Source organism: Kitasatospora sp. NPDC048365 (assembly GCF_043200835.1).
In the GTDB taxonomy this organism is placed as follows: domain Bacteria; phylum Actinomycetota; class Actinomycetes; order Streptomycetales; family Streptomycetaceae; genus Kitasatospora; species Kitasatospora terrestris.
The window spans coordinates 1-21211 of record NZ_JBICYJ010000051.1 but is presented as its reverse complement, the minus strand read 5'-3'; the positions used below and the strand labels follow the sequence as shown (position 1 = coordinate 21211).

General features: G+C 75.4%; 21 protein-coding genes. 7 read left to right on the top strand and 14 right to left on the bottom strand.

Going from position 1 to position 21211, the window contains the following annotated elements; genetic code table 11:
- Nucleotides 1-20: 20 nt before the first annotated feature.
- On the top strand, nt 21-1817 hold the full coding sequence (locus tag ACGFX4_RS35060) for an acyl-CoA dehydrogenase (protein ID WP_393083471.1): 1797 nt from the start codon (nt 21-23) through the stop codon (nt 1815-1817).
- 131 nt (nt 1818-1948) lie between these two features.
- On the top strand, nt 1949-2371 hold the full coding sequence (locus ACGFX4_RS35055) for a molybdopterin-binding protein (protein WP_393083468.1): 423 nt from the start codon (nt 1949-1951) through the stop codon (nt 2369-2371).
- An 80-nt stretch (nt 2372-2451) separates the two neighbouring features.
- Here the strand turns inward: ACGFX4_RS35055 and ACGFX4_RS35050 are convergent, their stop codons facing one another.
- From ACGFX4_RS35050 to ACGFX4_RS35035, 4 genes are all read right to left on the bottom strand, one after another.
- Nucleotides 2452-4143 (bottom strand): Ig-like domain-containing protein, encoded by a 1692-nt coding sequence (locus ACGFX4_RS35050; RefSeq protein ID WP_393083465.1) that lies wholly within the window; start codon nt 4141-4143, stop codon nt 2452-2454.
- 47 nt (nt 4144-4190) lie between these two features.
- Nucleotides 4191-5249 (bottom strand): hypothetical protein, encoded by a 1059-nt coding sequence (locus tag ACGFX4_RS35045; protein ID WP_393083462.1) that lies wholly within the window; start codon nt 5247-5249, stop codon nt 4191-4193.
- 190 nt (nt 5250-5439) lie between these two features.
- On the bottom strand, nt 5440-5892 hold the full coding sequence (locus tag ACGFX4_RS35040) for a molybdopterin-dependent oxidoreductase (protein ID WP_393083459.1): 453 nt from the start codon (nt 5890-5892) through the stop codon (nt 5440-5442).
- 158 nt (nt 5893-6050) lie between these two features.
- A complete protein-coding gene (locus tag ACGFX4_RS35035) occupies nt 6051-6623 on the bottom strand; it encodes a DUF3995 domain-containing protein (RefSeq protein WP_393083456.1) in 573 nt (190 codons plus the stop codon).
- Nucleotides 6624-6714: 91 nt separating this feature from the next.
- On the opposite strand from ACGFX4_RS35035, the gene ACGFX4_RS35030 reads away from it, so the two are divergent.
- On the top strand, nt 6715-7299 hold the full coding sequence (locus tag ACGFX4_RS35030; RefSeq protein ID WP_393083453.1) for a TetR/AcrR family transcriptional regulator: 585 nt from the start codon (nt 6715-6717) through the stop codon (nt 7297-7299).
- Between the two features lie 75 nt (nt 7300-7374).
- On the opposite strand, the gene ACGFX4_RS35025 is transcribed toward ACGFX4_RS35030, so the two are convergent.
- Nucleotides 7375-7662, bottom strand: coding sequence for a hypothetical protein (locus ACGFX4_RS35025; RefSeq protein WP_393083450.1), 288 nt, complete (start codon nt 7660-7662; stop codon nt 7375-7377).
- A 188-nt stretch (nt 7663-7850) separates the two neighbouring features.
- Here ACGFX4_RS35025 and ACGFX4_RS35020 point away from each other — a divergent pair, with 188 nt between their 5' ends.
- The 3 genes from ACGFX4_RS35020 (at nt 7851) to ACGFX4_RS35010 (ending at nt 9108) form a co-directional block, all read left to right on the top strand.
- A complete protein-coding gene (locus tag ACGFX4_RS35020; protein WP_393083447.1) occupies nt 7851-8057 on the top strand; it encodes a hypothetical protein in 207 nt (68 codons plus the stop codon).
- Between the two features lie 42 nt (nt 8058-8099).
- Entirely contained in the window at nt 8100-8840 is a 741-nt protein-coding gene (locus ACGFX4_RS35015; protein WP_393083444.1) for a VOC family protein, read from the top strand.
- A gap of 64 nt (nt 8841-8904) precedes the next feature.
- Complete coding sequence (locus ACGFX4_RS35010) at nt 8905-9108, top strand: hypothetical protein (RefSeq protein ID WP_393083441.1); 204 nt, start codon at nt 8905-8907, stop codon at nt 9106-9108.
- 24 nt (nt 9109-9132) lie between these two features.
- Here the strand turns inward: ACGFX4_RS35010 and ACGFX4_RS35005 are convergent, their stop codons facing one another.
- Nucleotides 9133-9543 carry a hypothetical protein gene (locus ACGFX4_RS35005; protein WP_393083438.1) on the bottom strand — a complete coding sequence of 137 codons (411 nt, stop codon included), beginning with the start codon at nt 9541-9543 and terminating at the stop codon, nt 9133-9135.
- 59 nt (nt 9544-9602) lie between these two features.
- Here ACGFX4_RS35005 and ACGFX4_RS35000 point away from each other — a divergent pair, with 59 nt between their 5' ends.
- Nucleotides 9603-10406 carry a class I SAM-dependent methyltransferase gene (locus ACGFX4_RS35000; RefSeq protein ID WP_393083435.1) on the top strand — a complete coding sequence of 268 codons (804 nt, stop codon included), beginning with the start codon at nt 9603-9605 and terminating at the stop codon, nt 10404-10406.
- A gap of 22 nt (nt 10407-10428) precedes the next feature.
- Here ACGFX4_RS35000 and ACGFX4_RS34995 read toward each other — a convergent pair whose 3' ends face one another.
- The 8 genes from ACGFX4_RS34995 to ACGFX4_RS34960 form a co-directional block, all read right to left on the bottom strand.
- Nucleotides 10429-11346, bottom strand: coding sequence for a hypothetical protein (locus ACGFX4_RS34995; protein ID WP_393083432.1), 918 nt, complete (start codon nt 11344-11346; stop codon nt 10429-10431).
- A 105-nt stretch (nt 11347-11451) separates the two neighbouring features.
- Nucleotides 11452-11979, bottom strand: coding sequence for a hypothetical protein (locus ACGFX4_RS34990; protein ID WP_393083429.1), 528 nt, complete (start codon nt 11977-11979; stop codon nt 11452-11454).
- The gene (locus ACGFX4_RS34985; protein ID WP_393083426.1) at nt 11976-12638 is read right to left on the bottom strand and encodes a GNAT family N-acetyltransferase; all 663 of its coding nucleotides are present in this window, start codon (nt 12636-12638) and stop codon (nt 11976-11978) included. The genes ACGFX4_RS34990 and ACGFX4_RS34985 overlap by 4 nt, the downstream gene beginning before the upstream one ends.
- Nucleotides 12639-12697: 59 nt before the next feature.
- Nucleotides 12698-14146, bottom strand: coding sequence for an amidase (locus ACGFX4_RS34980; RefSeq protein ID WP_393083423.1), 1449 nt, complete (start codon nt 14144-14146; stop codon nt 12698-12700).
- A complete protein-coding gene (locus ACGFX4_RS34975; RefSeq protein WP_393083420.1) occupies nt 14143-15219 on the bottom strand; it encodes a class I SAM-dependent methyltransferase in 1077 nt (358 codons plus the stop codon). The genes ACGFX4_RS34980 and ACGFX4_RS34975 overlap by 4 nt, the downstream gene beginning before the upstream one ends.
- 102 nt (nt 15220-15321) lie before the next feature.
- Nucleotides 15322-18432 carry an ATP-binding protein gene (locus tag ACGFX4_RS34970; protein ID WP_393083418.1) on the bottom strand — a complete coding sequence of 1037 codons (3111 nt, stop codon included), beginning with the start codon at nt 18430-18432 and terminating at the stop codon, nt 15322-15324.
- 351 nt (nt 18433-18783) lie between these two features.
- Nucleotides 18784-20013 (bottom strand): serine hydrolase domain-containing protein, encoded by a 1230-nt coding sequence (locus ACGFX4_RS34965; RefSeq protein WP_393083415.1) that lies wholly within the window; start codon nt 20011-20013, stop codon nt 18784-18786.
- A gap of 45 nt (nt 20014-20058) precedes the next feature.
- A complete protein-coding gene (locus tag ACGFX4_RS34960) occupies nt 20059-20964 on the bottom strand; it encodes an alpha/beta hydrolase (RefSeq protein ID WP_393083412.1) in 906 nt (301 codons plus the stop codon).
- Nucleotides 20965-21211: the final 247 nt, after the last annotated feature.

The following is a 21211-nucleotide window of genomic DNA, read 5'->3' as shown; positions in this document are numbered from 1 at the left end:
CAATCGGAAGGGTGCGCCCCATGACCTCCCTGCTGCTCTCCCGCCGTGACCTGGACTTCCTGCTGTACGAATGGCTGGACGTCCAGTCGCTCACGACGCGGCCGCGGTATGCCGACCACTCGCGGGAGACCTTCGACGCCGCGCTGGAGCTCAGCGAGCAGGTCGCCGAGCGGCACTTCGCCCCGCACAACAAGCGGAACGACGCCGAGGAGCCGAGCTTCGACGGCGAGCGGGTCCACATGATCCCGGAGGTGAAGCAGGCGCTGGCCGTCTTCGCCTCCACCGGCCTGCTCGGCAGCGCCATGGACCACGAGGTCGGCGGTGCCCAGCTGCCGGCCGTGGTGGCGAACGCCTGCTTCGCCTGGTTCCAGGCGGCCAACCCGGGCACGGCCGCGTACCCGTTCCTCACCGTGGGCAACGCCAACCTGCTGCTGGCGCACGGCAGCCCCGAGCAGATCGACACCTACGTCCGACCGATGGTGGACGGGCGGTTCTTCGGCACCATGTGCCTGTCGGAGCCGCAGGCCGGGTCCTCGCTCGCCGACATCCGCACCCGGGCCGAGCCGCGCGCCGACGGCACGTACCGGCTGTTCGGCAACAAGATGTGGATCTCCGGCGGCGAGCACGAGCTGTCCGAGAACATCGTCCACCTGGTGCTGGCCCGGATCCCCGGTGGGCCGCCCGGGGTGAAGGGCCTGTCGCTGTTCGTCGTGCCCAAGGTGCTGGTCGGCGCGGACGGCGCGCTCGGCGAGCGCAACGACGTCGTCCTGGCCGGGCTCAACCACAAGATGGGCTTCCGCGGCACCACCAACACGCTGCTCAACTTCGGCGAGGGCGTCCACCGTCCGGGCGGGGAGCCGGGCGCCGTCGGCCACCTGGTCGGCGAGGAGCACCGCGGCCTGGCGTACATGTTCCACATGATGAACGAGGCCCGGATCGGCGTCGGGCTCGGCGCCACCGCACTCGGGTACACCGGCTACCTGCACGCGCTGGAGTACGCCCGTACCCGGCCGCAGGGCCGCCCGATCGGTGCCAAGGACGCCGCCAGCCCGCAGGTGCCGATCATCGCGCACGCCGACGTGCGCCGGATGCTGCTGGCCCAGAAGGTCTACGCGGAAGGCGCGTTGGCGCTCGTGCTGTACTGCGGCCGACTCCTGGACGAGGAGCGCACCGCCGCCACGCCCGAGGACCGGGCGCGCGCCCACCTGCTGCTGGACGTCCTCACCCCGATCGCCAAGAGCTGGCCCTCGCAGTGGTGCCTGGAGGCCAACAGCCTCGCCATCCAGGTGCACGGCGGGTACGGCTACACCCGGGAGTACAACGTCGAGCAGTTCTACCGCGACAACCGGCTCAACCCGATCCACGAGGGCACGCACGGGATCCACGGGCTGGACCTGCTCGGCCGAAAGGTGGTGATGGACGGCGGCGCGGGCCTGCGCCTGCTGGTGGAGACCGCCTCGGCGACCGTCGACCGGGCGAAGGCCGCCGGCGGGGACGCCGCCGAGTACGCGGCGCGCCTCGACGCGAACCTCCAGCGGATCGTCACCGTCACCGGCCGGCTGTGGGCGACCGGCGACCCGGAGACGGCCCTGGCCAACGCCACCGCCTACCTGGAGGCCGTCGGCCACACCGTCGTCGCCTGGCTGTGGCTGGAGCAGCTCCTCGCCGCCGAGGGCTCCACCAGCGCCTTCCACGACGGCAAGCGGCACGCCTGCCGGTTCTTCTACCGCCACGAACTGCCCCGGACCGAGGCGCAGTTCCAGCTCCTGGAGAGCCTGGACCGGACGGTCCTGGAGATGCCCGACGACGCCTTCTGAGCCGACCGGAGGAACGCGCGCCGCCACTCGGGCGGGGCTGCTTGGCCGGGCCCGGCGGGAGCCGCATGATCGGAGCCCGGCCGCGCGGCCGGGGCCGGAGCGGGTGCGGCCTGCGAACCCGAGGAGTCCCGATGAGTCTGAGCATCCGCAACCAGCTGTCCGGCACCGTGACCTCGGTCGCCGAGGGCGAGGCGATGGCCACCGTCCGGGTGCGGCTGGCCGGCGGGGGCGGCGAGCTGACCGCCGCCGTCACCCGGGACGCGGTGCGGGAGCTCGGCCTGCGGGAGGGCAGCGAGGTGCGGGCGCTGGTCAAGGCCACCGAGGTCGCGCTCGCCACCGGGCCGGTTGCGGGGGTCAGCATCCGCAACCAGCTGCCGGGGACGGTGGCCGGCGTCTCCACCGGTGAGGCGATGGCCGCCGTGAAGGTCACCGTGGCCGGCGGCGAACTGACCGCCGCGATCACCGCCGACGCCTGCGCCGAGCTCGGCCTGGCCGAGGGCTCGTCGGTGGTCGCGCTGATCAAGTCGACCGAGGTCGCGCTGGCGACCGCCTGAGCGGGCTCATGGATGTGGGCCCCGCCCGGCCCGACGGGGGAGGAACCGTCGGGCCGGGCGGGGAGCGGTGGGCCGGTGCCTCAGCGGCACTGGCCGGAACGCGGACCGGACACGGTGTTCCCGGTCAGGGCCGGCGGCTGGGCGTTGCCCTCGCAGCGCAGCGGCCCGGTGACGGTGTTGCCGTCCAGCAGCACCGGACCGGCGTTGTCGGTCAGCCGGACGGGCGCGGTGACGGTGTTGCCGTCGCAGCCGTCCGCACCCGCGCCGAGGCGGACCTCGCCCGCACTGGTGCGGACCGTGACCGGCCCGCTCAGCGTGGAGCCGCAGACGGTCAGCGCGAGCGCCCCGTCCGAGGTGAGCGGGCCGTCGAGCCGTGCGCCGAGGACGGCCAGCGCCCCGCCCGGCCGCACCGTCAGCGGACCGTTCTGGCTGCCGCCGGGCCCCAGGCACAGTGCGCTCCCGGCGTCCACGGCCAGCGGACCGTGGTGCGCCGTGGTCAGGCACGGCCCGCTGAAGCCCACGGCGAGGTCGAGCGGCTGCGCGGTGCCGCTCGGCGCGACGTCCGGTGAGCCGCCGAAGCTCGCGGTCACCGGGTGCGCGCCGGGCTGCAGCGCGGCGGTGGTGTACGACGCCCGGCCGTCGGTCAGCGGGACGGTCGCGAGCGCCCGCGTGCCGTCGGTGAAGGTCACCGTGCCGTCCGGGGTGCCGGCGGCGGAGGCGACGGTCGCGGTGAGGGTCACCGGGTGCCCGAACAGCGGGTTCCGCTCGTCGGCGGTCAGCGTGGTGGTGCTGCCGTACCGGAAGGTGACGGTCGCCCGGCCGGCGCCGTGGTTGACGCCCCGGAGCAGACTGACATCAGTGGCGCCGGGCGCCGCCCAACTGCTGCCACCGCCGCCGCCCGCGCCGTACAGGTTGCCCGGATTGCCGCCGCCCGAGCCACCGGCGCCGCCCTGCCAGCCGCCGCCACCGCCCCCGCCGCCGTTGCCGCCCCGGGCGCCGTTGCCCCCGGTGCCGCCGCTGCCCGGGTTGTACAGGCCGGTCCACATGTCGTAGTCGCCACCCGGGACACCCGGGCCGCCCAGCGCGGAGTTGGGACTGCCCGCACCGGGCGCGCTCTCGCCGCCGCCCCCGGCGACACCCGAACCGTCCGGACCGCCGCCCTGGCCGCCGTCCTCGCCCACCGGGCCGCCACCCGCGCCGCCGTGCAGCAGCGGACCGCCGTTGCCCGCGCCCCCGCCGCCACCGGCGACCAGCACCCGGTCGGACGGCCCGAACGCACCGGTCCGGACGTCCGACCCGCCGCCCCCGGAACCGCCGCCGCCGTGCGCGCCGCCCCCGCCGCTGCCGTGCCCGTACCCGCCCGGGCGGGCGAACTCGCCGTGCCGCGAGGTGCCCGGCGTACCCGCCGCACCCAGCGTCAACTGCAGCCGCTCGCCCGGGCGGACGGCCAGGGTGGCGCGACTCTCGCCACCCGGGCCGCCGGGCGCGCCGGTGTTCGGCGGATTGGGGGCGACGTACCCGGCGGCGCTGCCGCCCTCGGCGCCGAACAGGTCGACCGTGACGGCGGTGACCCCGTCCGGGACGGTGAAGGTGTCGGTGCCGGCCGCCGAGTAGCTGCAGGTCGGCGGCGAGACGGTGAACACGCCGCCGGCGCCGCACGGGGACGCCGCCTGGGGCGACGGCGGGGCGGCGGACGCCGCGGCGACCGGGACCAGGGCGGCGGCGAGCAGGCCGGTGGTGCCGACGACAGCGGTCAGGGTGGTTCTGTTCAAGGGGAGTCGATGCCTCTCGGGGCGTTCAGCGTGTACAGGTGCGTGGGTCAGATGCCGTCGTCGGCGCAGAGCGCCCACACGTCGGAGTGGTTGTTGCTGGAGCCCACACCGCCGGTGTGGGTGTACGCCGTCCAATAAGCGGCGGTGGTGGTGCCGTCCGCGACCGGGGAGCCGCCGGAGTCGCTCGGGTAGCTGCCGTTCAGGTGGTCACCGCCGGAACCGGGCCCGGTGAAGTCGGTGGTGGTGACGTTGCCGCCGCTGATCGCTGCACCGCCGCTGATCAGCTTCCCGTCGCCCCCGCCGCAGCCGACCGTCACGGTCTGCCCCGAGGTCGCGCTGTTCGGCCCGCTCGCCTCCGCGAAGCGCACGGTCACCGTGGCACCGCCGACGTTGATCCCGTTGCCGCTGCAGATGGCGTACGCGTACGTGGCGTTGCTCCCGCCACCGCCGCCGCCGTTCCAGCCCACCGCGGCCCAGGAGTCGGGGTTGGTCTCGCCGTTCGCGGCGGCCTTCTGCCCGTAGTCGTGCGCCGAGTCGTTGAACGTCGGGTACGAGGCGATCGGCTTCAGGCTGCCCACGCTCGCGGGTGTGGTCCGCGCGCCGCCGCCCAGCAGCCGGGTGCCGGACGGGCAACTCGCCACCACCAGGCCCACGGTGGCCGCCGAGGACGGTCCGGAGATCTTGTTCATCACGACCTGGGTGTGGCCGATCAGGCTGCTGCTGAAGCACACCGCGTACGGCGTGGTCGAGAACGACGCGTTGACCGCGCCGCCGCTGCCGCCGATCGCCAGCCAGTGCGTCACGTCGGTGCCGACCACACCGGTCGACCCCAGGTACTCGGTCGAGCCGTCCGGGCTCGGCGAGGTGCCGTTCACGTGGTTGCCGTTGGACGAAGTCCCGGTCCCGATCGCCTGGTTGATGCCGCCACCGGAGATCAGGCCGCTCGCGCAGTCCGCGTGGGTGGAGATCTCGGCGAACGTCGCAGCAGGCCCGGAGGTGGCACCCGGCGTCTTCACCGTCACACCGACGGAGTTCGCGTACGCGACGGCCGGCAGCGCCAGCGCCAGAACGGCGGCGAGCGCCAACGCCCGACCGGAAGTGGCCATGGACATCGAGGAATCCCTTCTGCAGGGTGGGTGAGGGTCACGGCCCCGCCCCGGCGGTACGGCCGGAGGGGGCGCTGAAAGCCTGCTGCGCGACCCGCCGGTAGACCATTGGTGATCCGCACCGCGCCGCCGCCGCACACCTGGGTGATCACCCGACCCGGCCCGGCCCCGGCCGACGACCGCCGACCCGTCAGTCCCCGAACCGGCCCACCCACACCTCGGTGACCCCGCTGATGTACCGCGCCCCGCAGAAGTCCGCCGGCACCACCAGCTGCGGACCCGCCCCGTCCAACGGAACGCCGTCGACACCGGTCGCCAACAGGATCTGCTGACCCCCGAAATCCGGGTCGATCTCCGCCCACGACACCACCGCGACGTGCCCGTCCGCACCCGTCACCGTCAACAGGAACCGCAGCCGCTCCTTCCGCCCGCGCAGATCCACCCGCGGCCGGGCCGCCCGCACCACGTCCCACAGCCGCGGGCCGTCGAACCGGTGCCGCTGCTCACCACTGCCCAGACAGTTGAACCGGGCCTCCACCCGGTGCGAGGGCAGCGCGCGCAAGTGCTCCACCGTCAACTCGGCGGGCTCGTCCAGCAGCCCGTGCAGGCGGAGCGTTGCGGGCGGTGCGTCGGTTCTGCTCACGGGCCACTCCTGGGAGCCGGGATCCAAGGTCCCCGGAGTGGTACCCCGTCAGGATGCGCAGATACCCGGGTTATGGTGTTTCTTTGCTGGCAGATGCGAGCCAGGTCCCTGCTTTCCCCTCTCCGGTGCGGCGCGAAGCGAGGCGGGGCGGGTTGCGATCACGCTCGGGCCGATCCGCCGGACGGGCCCTCATCGCCCGCGCCGTCGGGGGTGCCGACCGGACGGGTGCGGAGCAGGACGAAGGCGGTCAGCGCGGCGAGAGCGGTGCAGAGCGGCGAGTAGAGCAGCAGGTCCCAGCGGCGGAAGCCGTCGGGGGCCGTGCCGAGTGCCAGTGCCGGGGCGAGCAGCCCGCCGAGGCCCCGCAGGGCGAGGATGCCGGTGACGGTCCACGCGCCCCAGCGGACCAGCCGGGAGGCCGCCAACCTGCGGCCGGGCCGGGCCGCGGTGACGACCAGCCAGGCCGCCGCGGACAGCAGGACCGCCACCGCCGCGGTCGCCGGAGCCGACGGCAGTTCGGCCTCCGGCACGCCGACCACGAGCTCGGCGAACTCCGCCCAGGAGCCCAGCGGCCAGGGGGAGACGACCCAGACCGCGTGGAACGCCGCCGCGCCGAGCAGTCCGCCCGCCGCCAGCGCCCCGGCGGCCGCCGGGCCGCGGGAGCGGTCGGCGGTCGGCCCTCCGCTCGCCCGCTCGACCGGGGGTTCGTCCAGCAGCCATCCCAGCACGTTCATCGTGTCGCCCCTTCCCCGGCGCGCGGGACCGCCACTGCCCGGCAGTTCCGTACACCACTGTACGGATGTTCCGTACAGTACTGTACGGAACATGGCCAAGGGCAGAGTCAGCAGAGAAGACTGGACGATGGCGGCACTCGGAGCACTCGCCCGCGGCGGCGTCGCCGCGGTCGCCGTGGACGTCCTCGCCCGTGAACTCGCCGTCAGCAGGGGCAGCTTCTACTGGCACTTCGCGAACCGGGAGGCGCTGCTCGTCGCCGCACTCGAAACCTGGGAACAGAAGGCGACGACGGACGTCATCGACACCCTCCGCGGTGTCCCCGACCCCCAGGTCCGGGCCAGGGCGCTCTTCGCCGAGGCCCTCGGCAGCGAGGAGATCGCCGGCCTGGAACCGGCGCTCGCCACCCAGACCTCACACCCCGCCGTCGCGGCCGTCGTCGCGCGCGTCACCGCCACCCGGCTCGACTACCTCACCGAGGTGTTCACCGACCTCGGACTGGACCCGGCGTCCGCTCGTCACCGCGCCCTCGCCGCCTACGCCACCTACCTCGGCTGGCTGGAACTCCGCAGGGTCGCACCCGACACCGCCCCCGAGAGCCACCTCGACCATCCGGACGCCCGCGCCGCCCTCGACCACCTCACCGCCATGGTCCTCGCCCCGCCGCCGGGCCCCTGACCCGCCCCGCGCCGGGCTTCCGGGATGCGGCAGACGGTGTGCCGGATCGGCGCGACCCCCTGCCCCGGCGCCGTCCTACAGGCCGTCGTAGCTCTCGGCCAACGCGGTCAGCGCCATCGCCCCCGCCACCACGGCGGCCGCGCAGAGCACCAGGCCGGTCCACGCGCCCAGGCGCCCGCCTCCCGTGCGCCGGGCCCGCCGCAGGCCGGCGCAGGCGAAGGCCGTACCCAGGAACGCACACGGCAGTGCCGGCGCGAGGACGAACCTGCTCCACACCAGGCCGGCGATCAGGAGCCCACCACCGATCACGATGGCGGGCAGGGTCCACGGGTTCGGCTCGCGGGCGGCTCCGTCGCATTCCACGGTGTCATCCAACCCGGCCCCCATCACTCCCGCACCCCGGCACCCCGCCGGACGGACCGTCGCCCGGCGGGCGCCGACGACCCGCGCGCCCCTCACCCGGCGTGGCCGAGCCGCCCCGACGCGGGGGAGCGGCCAGCGTGTGGGACATTGACGGTGTACGAGGAGGCCGTGGTCCCCGAGGAGGGAACATGCTGGGTGCGGTGCTGGTCGGCGTGCTGGCGCTGGTGGCCGGCGGGTGCGTGTGCGTGATCTGGGCCGACCGCGGCGGGCCCCGCTGGGTACGGGCCGTCGCCGCCGTCACCGTCGTGCTGGGAGAGACACTGCGCCAACTGGAGAAGGGCAACCGGCGGCGGAGCATCACCAAGGCGGGCGACAGCGGCGGCGGCGACAGCTGAGCCCACCCGCTCGCGGCCGGCCGGATGCGTAGGATCGCCGGCATGGCGCTGCGACCCGTCCAGGTGAACATCAAGGCCCTCGACGCCCCGGCCGTGGGCAGGTTCTGGGCGGAGGCACTCGGCTGGACCGCCTACTTCCCCGGCGTGACCAGCTACGTCGGCCCGGCCGGCGGCCTTGTCTGGCCGGATCCGACGCACGTCGGCATCGACGTCGTCCCCGTCCCGGAACCCAAGACCGCGACGAAGAACCGGCTGCACCTCGACCTCGCCACCACCTCCGCCACCCACCAGGCGGAACTCGTCGAACGCCTGCGCGCCCACGGCGCCACACCCGTCGACATCGGCCAGGGCGACATGCCGTGGACGGTCCTCGCCGACCCCGAGGGCAACGAGTTCTGCGTCCTGGAACCCCGCGAGGTCTACCGCGACACCGGCCCGATCGCCGCGATCGTCGTCGACTGCGCCGACCCGCGCGCCATGGCCCGGTTCTGGGGCGCGGCCATCGACTGGACCGTCCACGAGGTCGCCGACGACCACGCCACGCTGCGCTCCGCGAAGGCCGTCGGCCCGTACCTCGAGTTCATCCGCACCCCGGACATGAAGACCGTGCCCGACCGCGTCCACCTCGACCTGCTGCCCCACCCGGGCGACGACCAGGCGGCCGAGGTCGCCCGGCTCCGCGCCCTCGGCGCCACCGACCTCGACCTCGGCCAGGGCGAGGTCCCATGGACCTGCCTGACCGACCCGGAGGGCCACGAATTCTGCGTCCTCGCGCCGTACTGACAGGCAGGCGACAGGAACCGAAAATGGCTCGGCGCAGCCAGGCACCTGTCGGTACGGTCGGCTCATGGACGACCTGCCCGACACCGTGGACCGCCACATCCTCGACCACCGGATAGTCCTCGCACTGAAGGCGATCATGGACGCGTCGGGTCGCACCCTCCACGAGGCAATCGACGTCTTCTCGCTGCGGTACGAGGAACTCCGCCGTGACCGGCCGGACGACTTCCAGGTCGGCCGCGAGGACTACGGTCGCAACGTCTACACCTGAGGCCGCCGGCTCCGTCCTGCCCGGTCAGAGCAGATACGGATACAGCTCGACCTTGTGCGCGTCGACGGTGATCTCCACCCAGATGCCGTCGTCCGGCGGAGGCGAGCCGATGTCGAACGGCAGCTGCGACTCCCCCATCTCGAGGACTGCCGGCATGCCGTCCTCGGCGAGCCGGAGACGCCCTCGCAGGACGACCCGGCCGGACTCCTCGCGCAGCCCCGGCTCGGCGACGGTCGCCCGCCGGGTGTTGACGCCCCAGCGGACGTCCTCGTCGACGGTCCACTCGATGTGGTGCCGGCCGGCCGCCTCGTGCGGCTCGCCGCGCCACACCGCGACGGCGCTGCCGACGGGCGTGTGCACCCGGACGGTCATCGGCTCCGACGGGCTCTGCGGCATCAGTTCGGTACGCACCAGCACGTCCTGATCATCCACCACACCGGCTCCCGGGTGTGTCGGGGGCCGCCCCGGAGCGGTCGGTGGTGAATCGTGGCCGTGTGGAGCACGAGAGGTACGACGTGTGGGCGGCCGGCGCTGCGTACGACCTGTACATGGGACGGTGGAGCCGACAGGTCGCAGGGCGGTTCGTCGGGTGGCTCGGGTGCGGTGCCGGACTGCGGTGGCTGGACGTCGGCTGCGGGACCGGGGTGCTGTCGGCGGTGGTGGCGGAGCAGTGCGAGCCCCGGTGGGTGGTGGGGGCCGACCGCTCGGAGGCGTTCGTCCGGGCGGCGGCCGAGCGGACGGCGTCAGGGTTCGTCGTGGCGGACGCGATGGCACTGCCGTTCGGTCGCGGCACCTGCGACGTGGCGGTCAGTGCGCTGATGCTGAACTTCCTCCCCGAACCGGCGGCGGCCGTCGCCGCGATGGCCGCCGCCGTCCGGCCGGGCGGCACGGTGGCGGCGTACGTGTGGGACTACGCCGAGGGGATGGGCCTGCTGCGGTCCTTCTGGGACGCCGCCTCGGGAGTCCTCCCGGCGGCGGCGGACCTCGACGAGGGCCGTCGCTTCCCGCTGTGCCGGCCGGAGGCGCTGCGCGCGCGGTGGGAGGACGCGGGGCTCGTCGAGGTGTCGACGACGGCCATCGAGGTACCCACCGTCTTCGCGGACTTCGACGACCTCTGGACCCCGTTCCTGGCCGGCCAGGGCCCGGCACCCGCCTACGTCGCCTCCCTCGCCCCGGCCGACCGCGACCGCGTCCGCGACGCCCTCTCCTCCGCCGTCCCCCGCCGCCCGGACGGCTCGATCGCCCTCACGGCACGCGCGTGGGCGGTACGCGGCCGCCGCAGGCAGGCCCAGGAGTAACCCACGACGCGGTGTCCAGCACTCAGACTTCGAACCGGATCCAGGTGTCGCCGGCGCGCAGCCAGAGGACACCGTCGCGGCCCTGCGCGCAGCTCAGCACCACGGGTCCGGGCACGGTCAGCTTCTCCTGACCGGTGATCACCCAGGTGCCGTCGAGGAACTCCGCGCGGCTCAACTCGACACGTGGCCGGCCGTGGTCGCGGCGGGTGAGGAGCATCCCGGTGCCGCGGACAGCGATGCCGTCGGTGCCCCGCAAGGGGTTGCGGTAGGTGGTGACGTCGCCGCTGGCGGAGTCGACCCGTGACACGAAGGGGCCCTTGTGGCTGTACCAGGCGAGCCAGGCCGCGGACTCCTCGGTGGCGCCCGCGCTCCCGCCGAGGGGCCACACGGGCAGCCGACCGCGAGGGCTCCAGGTGTGGGTGCCGTCGGTGTCCCAACGGGCCAGACCGGGAGCACTCTCCGGGTGGTCGCCGTAGATGCCCTCGTCGCCGTACGAGGTCCAGATGCTCCCGTTGCGGTCGGACAGGATGTAGTCGATGTCGTCACCGACGCAGAAGCGGCTCACGGGGTGTCCCTCGGGCGAGTACAGAAGCGCGTTCCGCTCCCAGACTCCGGTGCCGTCCTGATGTGTGCGGCCTGAAACCAGCAGGAACCGTGACCACGGGAGCAGGACCAGGTGGGTGGTGTGCGGAGGGATGCCGGTCACCGTGGTGCGGTGCTCGACTCCGCCCGACACCGCGACCAGGACACCGTCGCACGGAGCGGCCACGCTCCATCCGACCCAACCCATGGTGTGCCGGGAGCGGCTCAGATTCCTCTTCTGGACCAGCATCACCGCGAGTTCGTTGCCCGGTCCGACGCTCCACCACAACGCCCGCCAACCGGCACGGGCATCCGCGGCGGGCAAGCTCCACGCGACGGGCAGCTCACCGAGTGCCATCAGCATCCACCTTCGGGACTCCGGGCACCGACAGCACTCGAAGAGGGTCACGTTACCGGCAGGGGCAGCAGCGCGGCCACCCTGGACGGGCCGGTATTCGGACCGTCACCAGGTGTCGGGGGTTGCGCCGTGCGGTCGGAAGTCGTGCTTGGTCGCGTCGGTCGGTACGCCGGGTGCGTCCGGTCCGGAGAGCCAGCCGTCGGGGCAGTGCAGGACGGCGTCGACGAACGGCGCCGGTGGGAGGTAGTCGTGGACGGCGACGTAGTGGGCGATGAGGGTGGGTGCTGCGAAGACCTCGCCGGGGGCGCCGGGGACGCGGATCTCGCTGTTGCCCAGGTGGACGGTGTCGCCGTTGTGCTCGACGGCGAGCATGGAGGCGCGTGACCGGCCGCGCGGGCACAGCTCGCAGACGTGGAAGCCCCGCGTCGCGTTGACCGTCTGCCGGCGGACGATGTCGAGGAGGCGGGTACGGAAGCCGTCGGGGCTGGGCCCCACCGGGTAGTCGTGGCCTGCGCCCAGCCAGCCGATCCGGGTCCGGCGGTAGGTGGGCGCGAACGTGGCGTGGTAGAGCCCGTCGGCCACGATCTCCGGGAGGGAGGGGTTGTAGGGGCTGAGGTCGGGGTGGTGGGTCACGGCGCGGTGGGCTCCTGTCCGATGCCGAGGACGGGGAGGCACGCTTCGACGCCGGTGAGGTGGATGTCGTCGCGGCGGGTCCGCTCCCAGGTGTCGCGGGTGAGGCGCCACTGCTGGATGCGGGCGGGTTCGCCGCGGCGGGTGTCCCAGTCGGTGCCGTTGGGTTCGTAGCCGAGGCTGCGGGAGATGTGGTTGGAGGCGTTGTTGTCGACGAAGGCGTCGCTGCCGGCTTCGCGGGCGCCGAGGCCGGCGAAGGCGAGGTGGAGGACGGCTGCCCGCATGTCCTTGCCGAGGCCGCGGCCGCGGTGGGCGGTGGCGAGCCAGGAGAAGCTGGAGACGGTGCCGAAGCGGTGGAAGTCCCGGCCGATGAGGTCCTGCATGCCGACGGGTTCGCCGTCGACGAGGACGGCGAAGTAGAGGCGCCACGCCTCGGGGGTGACGCGGGAGCGGCCGGCCCAGATCGAGCGCTGCCAGCGCCATTCGCGTTCGGGGCTGTCGGCGTAGAAGCAGCTGGGGTCGTCGAGGGGGTACGGCGGGGTGTCGGCGATGCCGGCCCGGACGTGCGGGACGAGGCGTTCCAGCAGCTCGTCGGTGGCGCCGGCCAGCGTGAGGCGCGGCGTGCGGATCTCGACGTTCAGCGGGGGATAGGTGTGGGCCACGCCGGGACATTAGCCAGCCGCGGGGTCGGCCGCATCCGGTTTACCAAGGGAGAGGAACGTTACGAGACGGCGGGCGTCCGCCCGAACCACGGCTGGGCGGCTTCGAGTTGGGCGGCGAGCCGGAAGAGGCCGGCCTCGTCGCCGGGCCGGCCGAGGACGTGGACGCCGATGGGCAGGCCGGCCGGTGACCAGTGGAGCGGGACGGACATGGCGGGGGCGCCGGTGAGGTTGGCGACGACGGCGGGGAAGGCGACGAAGGGGGCGCCGGCGCGGGCGGTGCGCCACGGGTCGTCCTCGGTGGAGGTCATCTCGCCGAGCGGCAGGGGCGGTTGGGCGAGGGTCGGGGTGAGCCAGGTGTCGTACCGGGTGAGGAAGCGGGCGACGGTGCGGGCGAAGGACTGGAGGGTGGTGACGGCGAGCAGGTAGTCGCCGCCGGTGATGCCGCGGCCGTGCTCCCAGAAGGCGCGGGTGTACGGTTCGAGCTCCTCGGGCCTTGGCGGGCGGCCGAGTTCGCGGGTCCAGTAGGCGAGGATCCAGGCCATCGCGGCGCCGTAGACGGTGCCGATGGCGTGTCCGACGTCCTCGGTGAGGCCGGGCAGGTCGTCCTCGACGAGGTCGTGGCCGAGGTCGGTGCAGAGCCGGACGGCGTCGTGCAGGGCGTCGGCGCAGTCGGGGTGGACGGGGTGTCCGCCGCTGGGGCGCAGGCTCCAGGCGATCCGCAGCCGGCCGGGGTCGCGGCCGACCTCCTCGGCGTACGGGCGGACGGCCGGCGGCGCGGGGTACGGGTCGCCGGGTTCGGGTCCGGCGACGGCGTCGAGCAGGGCCGCGGAGTCCCGGACGGTCCGGGTGACGGCGTGTTCGGCGGCCCAGCCGCCGAAGGCGTCGCCGTAGGCGGGGCCGAGCGGGACGCGGGCCCGGCCGGGTTTGAGGCCGAACAGGCCGCAGCAGGAGGCGGGGAAGCGGATGGACCCGCCGGCGTCGTTGGCGTGCGCGGCGGGCACGAGCCGGGCGGCGACGGCGGCAGCGGAGCCGCCGGAGGAGCCGCCGGTGGTGCGGGTCGGGTCCCACGGGTTGCGGGTGGGCCCGTGCAGCAGCGGCTCGCAGGTCGGGGCCATGCCGAACTCGGGCGTGTTGGTCTTGCCGAGCAGGACCAGCCCGGCGGCGCGCAGCCGCCGGACGAGTTCCTGGTCGTGGTGCGAGACGTGGTCGCGCAGGAAGGCGGAGCCCTCGGTGAAGCGCACACCGGCCTGTTCGGTGGCCAGGTCCTTGAGCAGGTACGGGACGCCGGTGAACGGCCCGTCGGGCAGCCCGGCGCGGACCTCGGCGAGGGCCCGGTCGAAGGTCGGGGTGACGACGGCGTTGAGCTCGGGGTCGAGGCGTTCGATGCGGCTGACGGCGGCCGTGACGAGTTCCTCGGCGCTGACCCGGCCCGACCGGACCAGGGCGGCCTGGGCGGTGGCGTCGAGCGCGGTGAGGGTGTCGGCGTCGGCGGCGGTGAGCGTGGTCATGGCCGGGCCTCCAGCAGGATGTTGAGCGGTGCGCTCTCCTCGGCGATCCGCCGGACGCGGGTGAAGCCGCCGGCGGTGAGCACCTCGCGCAGCCGGGCCTCGCCGGCCATCGTGCCGAGCGCGGCGGCGCCGGGCTGGGCGAGCGAGGACGGGGTGCAGACCAGGGTGGAGACGGCGTAGCCGATCCGGGCGTACGGGTTGGCGAAGTCGTCCGCGAAGCGGTCGGCGGCCAGCGGTTCGACGACCAGGACGGCGCCGTCCGCGGCCACGGCCCGGCGGGCGTGCCGGGCGGCGGCGAGCGGGTCGCCCATGTCGTGCAGGGAGTCGGTGAAGGTGATCAGGTCCCACGAGCCGTCGGCCGGGTAGCCGGTGGCGTCGGCGACCTCGAAGACGGCCCGCCCGTCGAGCCCGGCCGCGGCGGCGGTGGAGCGGGCGCGGGCGATCGCGGCGTCGTCGGGGTCGAACCCGGTCACGGTGGAGCGCGGCCACCGCTCGGCGATCAGGACCGAGGACCGGCCGTGGCCGCAGCCGATGTCGGCGACCCGGGCACCGGCCTCCAGCCGGGGCACGGCGCCCTCGACGGCGGGGATCCAGGCGGCGATCAGCCCGTGCACGTAGGCGGGCCGGGTGAAGCGTTCCTGGGCCAGGCCCAGGGCCGGGTGGTGCTCGCCCCAGGCCATGCCGCCGCCGGTGCGGAAGAAGCCCTCCACCCGGTCGAGGTCGGCCCAGAGCGCCGCCAGCCCGGGGAAGACGCCGATCAGCGCGGTCGGCGCCGCGTCGTCGGCGAGCACGGCGGCGTACGCGTCGGTGAGCGCGAAGGTGTCCGCCCCGGGGTCGTACGCGAGGTACCCGGCCACGGCGACGGCGCGCAGCCACTCCCGGACGTAGCGCTCGACCAGCCCGGTCCGGGCGGCCAGCTCGGCGGGCGTGAGCGGGCCCGCGCCGGCCAGGGAGCGGAACAGGCCGAGCCGGTCGCCGAGGACGATCAGGGGTGCGGTGCAGTTGACGCCGAGCTCTCCGAAGACCTTCTCCACGGCCTCCTCGACCCGGTCGGTGTCGACAACGGTCGCCATCGTGACCACCTTCTCCGTGCGTGCCGGTGACTGCGTGTTGGTGACTGCGTGCTGGTGACCGGAAGGCGTGGGAAGGCGGCTCACACCGTGTGGGATCCGTGGCTACAGCCGCCAGCGCACCGGCTGCTCCGGCCGGTACGCGCAGGCCCGGCCGGTGGTGACGGACGCGGCGAGGTGCCGGCCCAGCTCGGGGTGCGCGCGCTCGATGCGGCGCAGCGCGTCGCGGATGCGGGCGGTGACGGTGGTGCGGGCCCGCTCGCCGGCGTCGCCGAGGCGCCGGCGTCGACCGCCCAGGCCGTACGCGCCGCGCAGCTCGGCGATCAGCGCGTCGCGTTCGGACTCGGCGCGGTCGAGCCGGGGGAGGTCGTCGGCGGCGCGGGCCTCGCCGATCTCCTCGTCGAGGCGGTCGAGCCTGGCCCGGTACGCGGCGCGGGCCTGCCGGTCGGACCGTTCGTCGCTGCCCGGCGCGGGGGCATCCTCGCCGGTGAGCAGGCGGGTGGCGGGGACCTCCCGGTCCGGGTTGGCGAGCAGCAAGGCCAGGTCGTGCAGGCCCTTGGCATCCTTGAGGACCACGGTGCGGCCCCGGTAGCCGAGGGTCCACAGCTCCCCGTCGCGGTGGAAGACCTGATCGGTGGCGGCGCCCGCGAGCGCGGCGCGGGCACGGTCGGCGAGCCAGTGCGCGCCCTGCTCCTCGGCGGCGGCGCGGGCCCGGTCGAGCAGCTCGCGGCCGCGCTCGGAGACGGGGTCGTCGGCCAGCAGGGCCAGACCCAGTTCGAGCCGGGCGCGGGTGGCGACCGGCCGGGCGCCGAGCCGCTCGGCGGCGTCGAGTGCCTCCGCCAGGTGCGAGCGGGCCCTCGGGCCGGCCGTGGCCAGGCCCAGGTACAGCGCCACGGGGGCGAGGACGGCCACACCGCCGCCGATCACCACGGTCTCGTGCTCGTACGGGAGCAGCCTCCGGTAGCGGTCCTCGCAGACCTCGGGAACGCCGGCCGCGACCGCGATCTCCACGTCGAACGCCAGGCCGGCCAGCGCCCGCCAGCGGAACCGGGACAGCTCCTCCGCCGCAGGCAGCGCCCGCAGGATCGCGGCCGCCGCGTCCGGCTCGCCCGACGTGAGGAGCGCGAAGCACTGCCCGTACGGGAGGAACTCGGGCGGCAGCCCCGCTTCGCCCGCCTCCGCCAGCGCCGCCGCGACCCCGGCCGGCCCCTCCCGGTGCAGGGCCTCGACGGTGCGCTGCGTGGCGGTCACCCCGGGGCCGTCGGGTTCGCCGATCGCGTCGGCCAGCTCGGCGGCCTCCGCGCGCAGGCGGACGCCGTCCTCGAAGCGGCCCTGTGCCTGGGCCCAAGCGGCCTCGCGCGAGCGCGCCAGGTACCGGGCGCGGGGCAGGCGGGAGCACTCGGCCGCGTCCACCACCCGGTGCAGGGCGGCCGCCGCACCCGGGTCGGCGAGCTCCAGCAGCGCCACGAAGCGGCACAGCGCCGCCTCCACCTCCAGCGCCGGATCCCGCGCCTCGACCGCGGCGGCCAGCATCGCCCCCGCGATCGCGAGGCGGCGCCGCGCCGTGCCCGGCGCCCACTCGACGTCGTGCTCGGCGAACAGCGCGGTGGCGAGCGCCGCCGGGTCGCCGGCGGCCTCGGCCCGCTCCGCGGCGCGGCGGGCCAGCCCCCGGGCCCGGTCGGTGTCCCGTTCGGGGCCGTCGGCCAGCTCCCGGGCGAGGGCCGCCAGCACCTCGGCGTGCAGTGCCGGGCGCGGGCCGCCGCGCAGCGCCGCCTCGGCTCGCTCCAACCGCTCGACCACGGCGCGCCGGGAGTCGTCGCTGCGCACCCCCGCCGCGTGCAGGCCGAGCGCCGCCGTGGCCAGCAGCCCGGGGTCGGCCGGCTCGGGGTCGGCCGCGGCGTGGTCGGCGACCTCGGCGAAGCCGCGGGCGGCCGCGTCCCGGGCTCCGGCGCGCAGTTCGGCCCGGGCCAGCGAGACGCGCAGGCGCGGCGCGGCGGGATCGTCCGGCGCGGTGAGCCGGACGGCCTGCCGCCACCAGCGGGCCGCCTCCTCGTACGCCAGCAGGTCCGCCGCCTCCTCGGCCGCCAGGACCGCCCAGTGGATCGCCGGTTCCCGCGGGCCGGCGGGCAGCGCCTGCCCGTAGTGCCGGGCCAGTTCGGCGGCGGCCGCGGTGCCGGTCAGGGCGCGGGCGGCGGCCAGGTGGGCGGTGGCGCGGCGGCGCGGGTCGAGCCGGGCGACGAGTTCCTCGCGGAAGAGGTCGTGGAGGAAGCGGTAGGCGTACGGGCCGTCCTCCGTGACGATGCGGGCCTGCCGGGCGGGCTCCAGCAGCGCCGGGACCGCGGCGGCGGGCAGCCCGGTCGCCGTGGCCAGGTGGGCGGCGGTGAAGGTGCGTCCGAGCACGGCGGCGGAGCCCAGCACCCGGGCCGTCGGGTCCGGCAGGCGGGCCAGGCGCCGGGCCACCGTCGGGCCGATCGCCGCGGGTACGCCCGGCCGGTCGCTTCCGTCGCTTCCGTCGCTTCCGGAGCTCCCGGCGGCCCGCAGGCGGGCAAGCTGCTGGACGAAGAACGGGTTGCCGCCGGTCTGCCGGTGCACGGAGGCCGCCGTCTCGGGCGCGGCCGGCGGTCCGTGGCGGCCGAGCAGCGTGCGCACCTCCGCCTCGTCCAGGCCGCGCAGCTCCACCACCTCGGCGCCGGGCAGGGCGGGCAGCGGGTGGCCGGCGGGGAGCTCGACGTCCCGGTAGGTGCCGAGCAGCAGGAGCGGCTCGTGCCGGGCCCGCCGGGCCAGGTGGCCGAGCAGCAGCAGCGACGCGGTGTCCGCCCACTGCAGGTCGTCCAGGACCGCGAGCAGCGGGCGGCCGCCGGCCAGCAGCGACGCCGCGATCCGGTCGAACCGGGCGAGCCGGGAGTCCTCACCGCCCGGTGGACCGGTGGGGTCGGTGAAAGCGGGCGTCCGCCCGGTGACCTCCCGGACGATCTGCTGCCACGGCCACAGGGCCGGCGCGGTGCCGCCGTCCTCGCAGCCGCCCCAGGCCGTCACCAGCCCGCTGCCGCGGGCGTGGCGCGCCACCTCGGCGGCGAGCGCGGTCTTCCCGATCCCGGGCTCGCCGGCCAGCAGCACCAGGGCGCCGTGGCCGACCGCGGCCGCGTCCACCGCACCGCACAGCGACGTCAGCAGCGCGGCCCGACCCACGAGCGGGGACTCCACCTGCGAGACCACACCGGCATTCTCCCACCGGGCCCGCGGGCCCGCGGGGCTGCCCACCGTCCCGGCGCCGAACCGGTGGGGGTGCGGGGCGGGGCCGGGTCAGGCCGGGTGGCCCGGCTGGATGGCGGTGGCGTCGCGGAGGGTGAGGACGTCGGCGGCGGGGTCGGGGGCCAGGGCGCACTGCGGGGCGAGGAGGAAGCCGGTGTGGTCGCCCCAGACGGCGTGGTCGAGGACCTGCCCGGTGAAGCGGGTGGGGACGTCGTCCAGGAGCGGGACGCCAGGCGGGCCCGCTGGGCGGGCCCGCTGGGCGGCTGCCCCGGCCGGGCCGCCCGCACACCTGGGGCGGCCCGGCCGTGCGCGGGCCTACGACCCGCCGCAGAGGGCGAGGTGGTGGACGGCCTCCAGGGCGGTGTCGATCGGGTGGGTTCCGGGGGTGCCGGTGGTGTCCGGCCGGCCCCAGCGCATCAGGTTGACGGCGACCGTCATCTGCCGCGCGCCGTCGGCGCGGGTGAGGGACACGGTGCCGGCGCCCCAGGCGCTGCCGTCGTGGCCCCAGAAGGTGCCGCAGCCGGGCACGGTGACCTTGTGCAGGCCGAGGCCGTACTGGACGGTCGAGCCGTCGAAGGCGCGGACCGGGTGGGTGAGCTGCATCTGCGCGAGCGACTCCCGGCTGACGATCCGTCCGGCGAGGAGGTCGGCGAAGAAGCGGTTGAGGTCCTCGGGGGTGGAGACCAGGGCGGCGGCCGGGCCCACCCAGGACATGTTGTAGACGCTGAAGTCGCGCGGCGGGTCGAGGAGGCCGTACAGCGCCTCGTACATCCGCGGGTGCGGGCCCTCGATGCGCGGGCCGGTGGGGAACCCGGTGTGCCGCAGCCCGGCGGGTTCGATGACCGTGCGGGTGATGTACTCCTCGGCGGGCGTGCCGGTGACCTGCTCGATCAGCCGGCCGAGCAGCAGGTAGTTGGTGTTGGAGTAGACGCCGGTCGCCCCGCCGGGCTCGCCGACCGGCGGTGCGGCCACGCCCATGGTGATCAGCTCGTCGGGGTCGAACTGCCGGTAGCGGTTGTCCTCCAGGCTGGCGGCGGACCCGTCGGCCAGCGACGGGAAGGCGGCGTACAGGTAGTCGGCGAGGCCGCTGGTGTGGTCGAGCAGCATCCGGACGGTGATCGCGCGCCCGCGCTCGCCGGGCACCAGCTGCGGCAGGCGGTCGCCGATCGGCTCGTCGAGCCGCAGGCGTCCCTGCTCGACGAGGTGCATCACGGCGACGGCGGTGAAGGTCTTGGTGACGCTGCCGACGCGCTGGCGCATGTCGGGGCGGATCGGCCGGCCGGTCGCGAGGTCGGCGACCCCGGACGCGCCGCGCCAGGTCCGCCCGGCGTCGCGGACCTCGGCGAAGACGCCGGGCATGCCGGCGCGGTGCAGTTCGTCCAGGGCGGACCGGAGCCGCGCCGGGTCGAGCCCGGGGGTGGCGGCGGCACCCGCCTCGTCGGCGTGCCCGGGACGCAGGCCGTTCGGTGCCGGGACGGCGGCCGCCGTGCCCGCGCCGATGCTCAGCGCGGCGGCGCCGGCGCACACCGCCAGTCGGATCCTCATGTCGGGTGTCCTCTCGGGTCGAGGTGATCGGTACGAGGTGCTCGGTCAGTACGGGTGGGCCAGCGCGCGGCGGAGGGCCGCGGCGAGCTCGGCGTTCTGCCGCTGCGAGACGGCGGCGGAGAGGATGGCCTGCGAGCCGTGGAAGGTGCCGGGCCAGTGGTGCAGTTCGACCGGGACGCCGGCCCGCAACAGGCGCAGCGCGTAGTCGATGTCCTCGTCGCGGTTCGGGTCGAGCTCGGCGGTGGCGACGTACGCGGGCGGCAGGCCGGCGAGGTCGACGGCCCGGGCCGGTGCGGCGTACGGGCCGGCCGGCCGGCCGCCGAGGTAGTGGCGCCACGCCGTGGCGGCCTTGCCGCGGTCGAACCACGGGGTGTCGGTGAACCGCCGCTGCGACCAGGTCTCCTGACGGTCGTCCAGGCCGGGCTGGTTGAGCAGCTGGAAGCGGATCGCCGGCCCGCCCCGGTCGCGGGCGCGCAGTGCGAGCGCGGCGGCGATCCCGCCGCCGGCGCTGTGGCCGCCGACCGCGATCCGCTCCGGGTCGAGGCCGAGCCGCTCGGCGTGCCCGGCGGCCCAGGTGAGGACCGCCCAGGCGTCGTCGAAGGCGGCGGGGAAGGGGTGCTCGGGGGCGAGGCGGTAGCCGACGGAGATCACCACCGCGTCGGACGCGGCGGCGATCCTGGCTGCCCAGGGGTGTTCGGTGTCCAGGTCGCCCATGACGAAGCCGCCGCCGTGCAGCCAGACGATCGCCCCGCCGTCGGCGTGCCGCGGGCGGTAGATCCGCACCGGGACGTCCGGGTCGGCGGGGACCGTGCGGTCCTCGACGTCCAGGTCCGCGGTGTCGGGTGCGGGGACGGCGGCGGCCAGGGCGGCCAGGCCGGCGCGTGCGGCGGCGGGGTCGGTCAGGTCGGTGCGGGGGAAGAACGGGACGAACGCTTCGAGCTCGGGGTCCATGACGGCCATCCTCCCGAGCACGCCCGGGGGAGGTCATCCGCCATCCGTCGCGGCTCCGGCGCCGATCGCGCGCCGACCGGCGCACGGAGTGCACGGAGGCTCACGAAGCTGTCGGGCCGTCAGGTCGCCCGGCCGCCGGGCGCTGGTGGGGCCGGCCGGAAGCTCCTATAGATCGTCAAGTGGTCTGAAGGAGTGGTGGCGCTGTGGTGCGTGGGCTGGCGAGGTGTTTGTAGATCTCGCGGGCGAT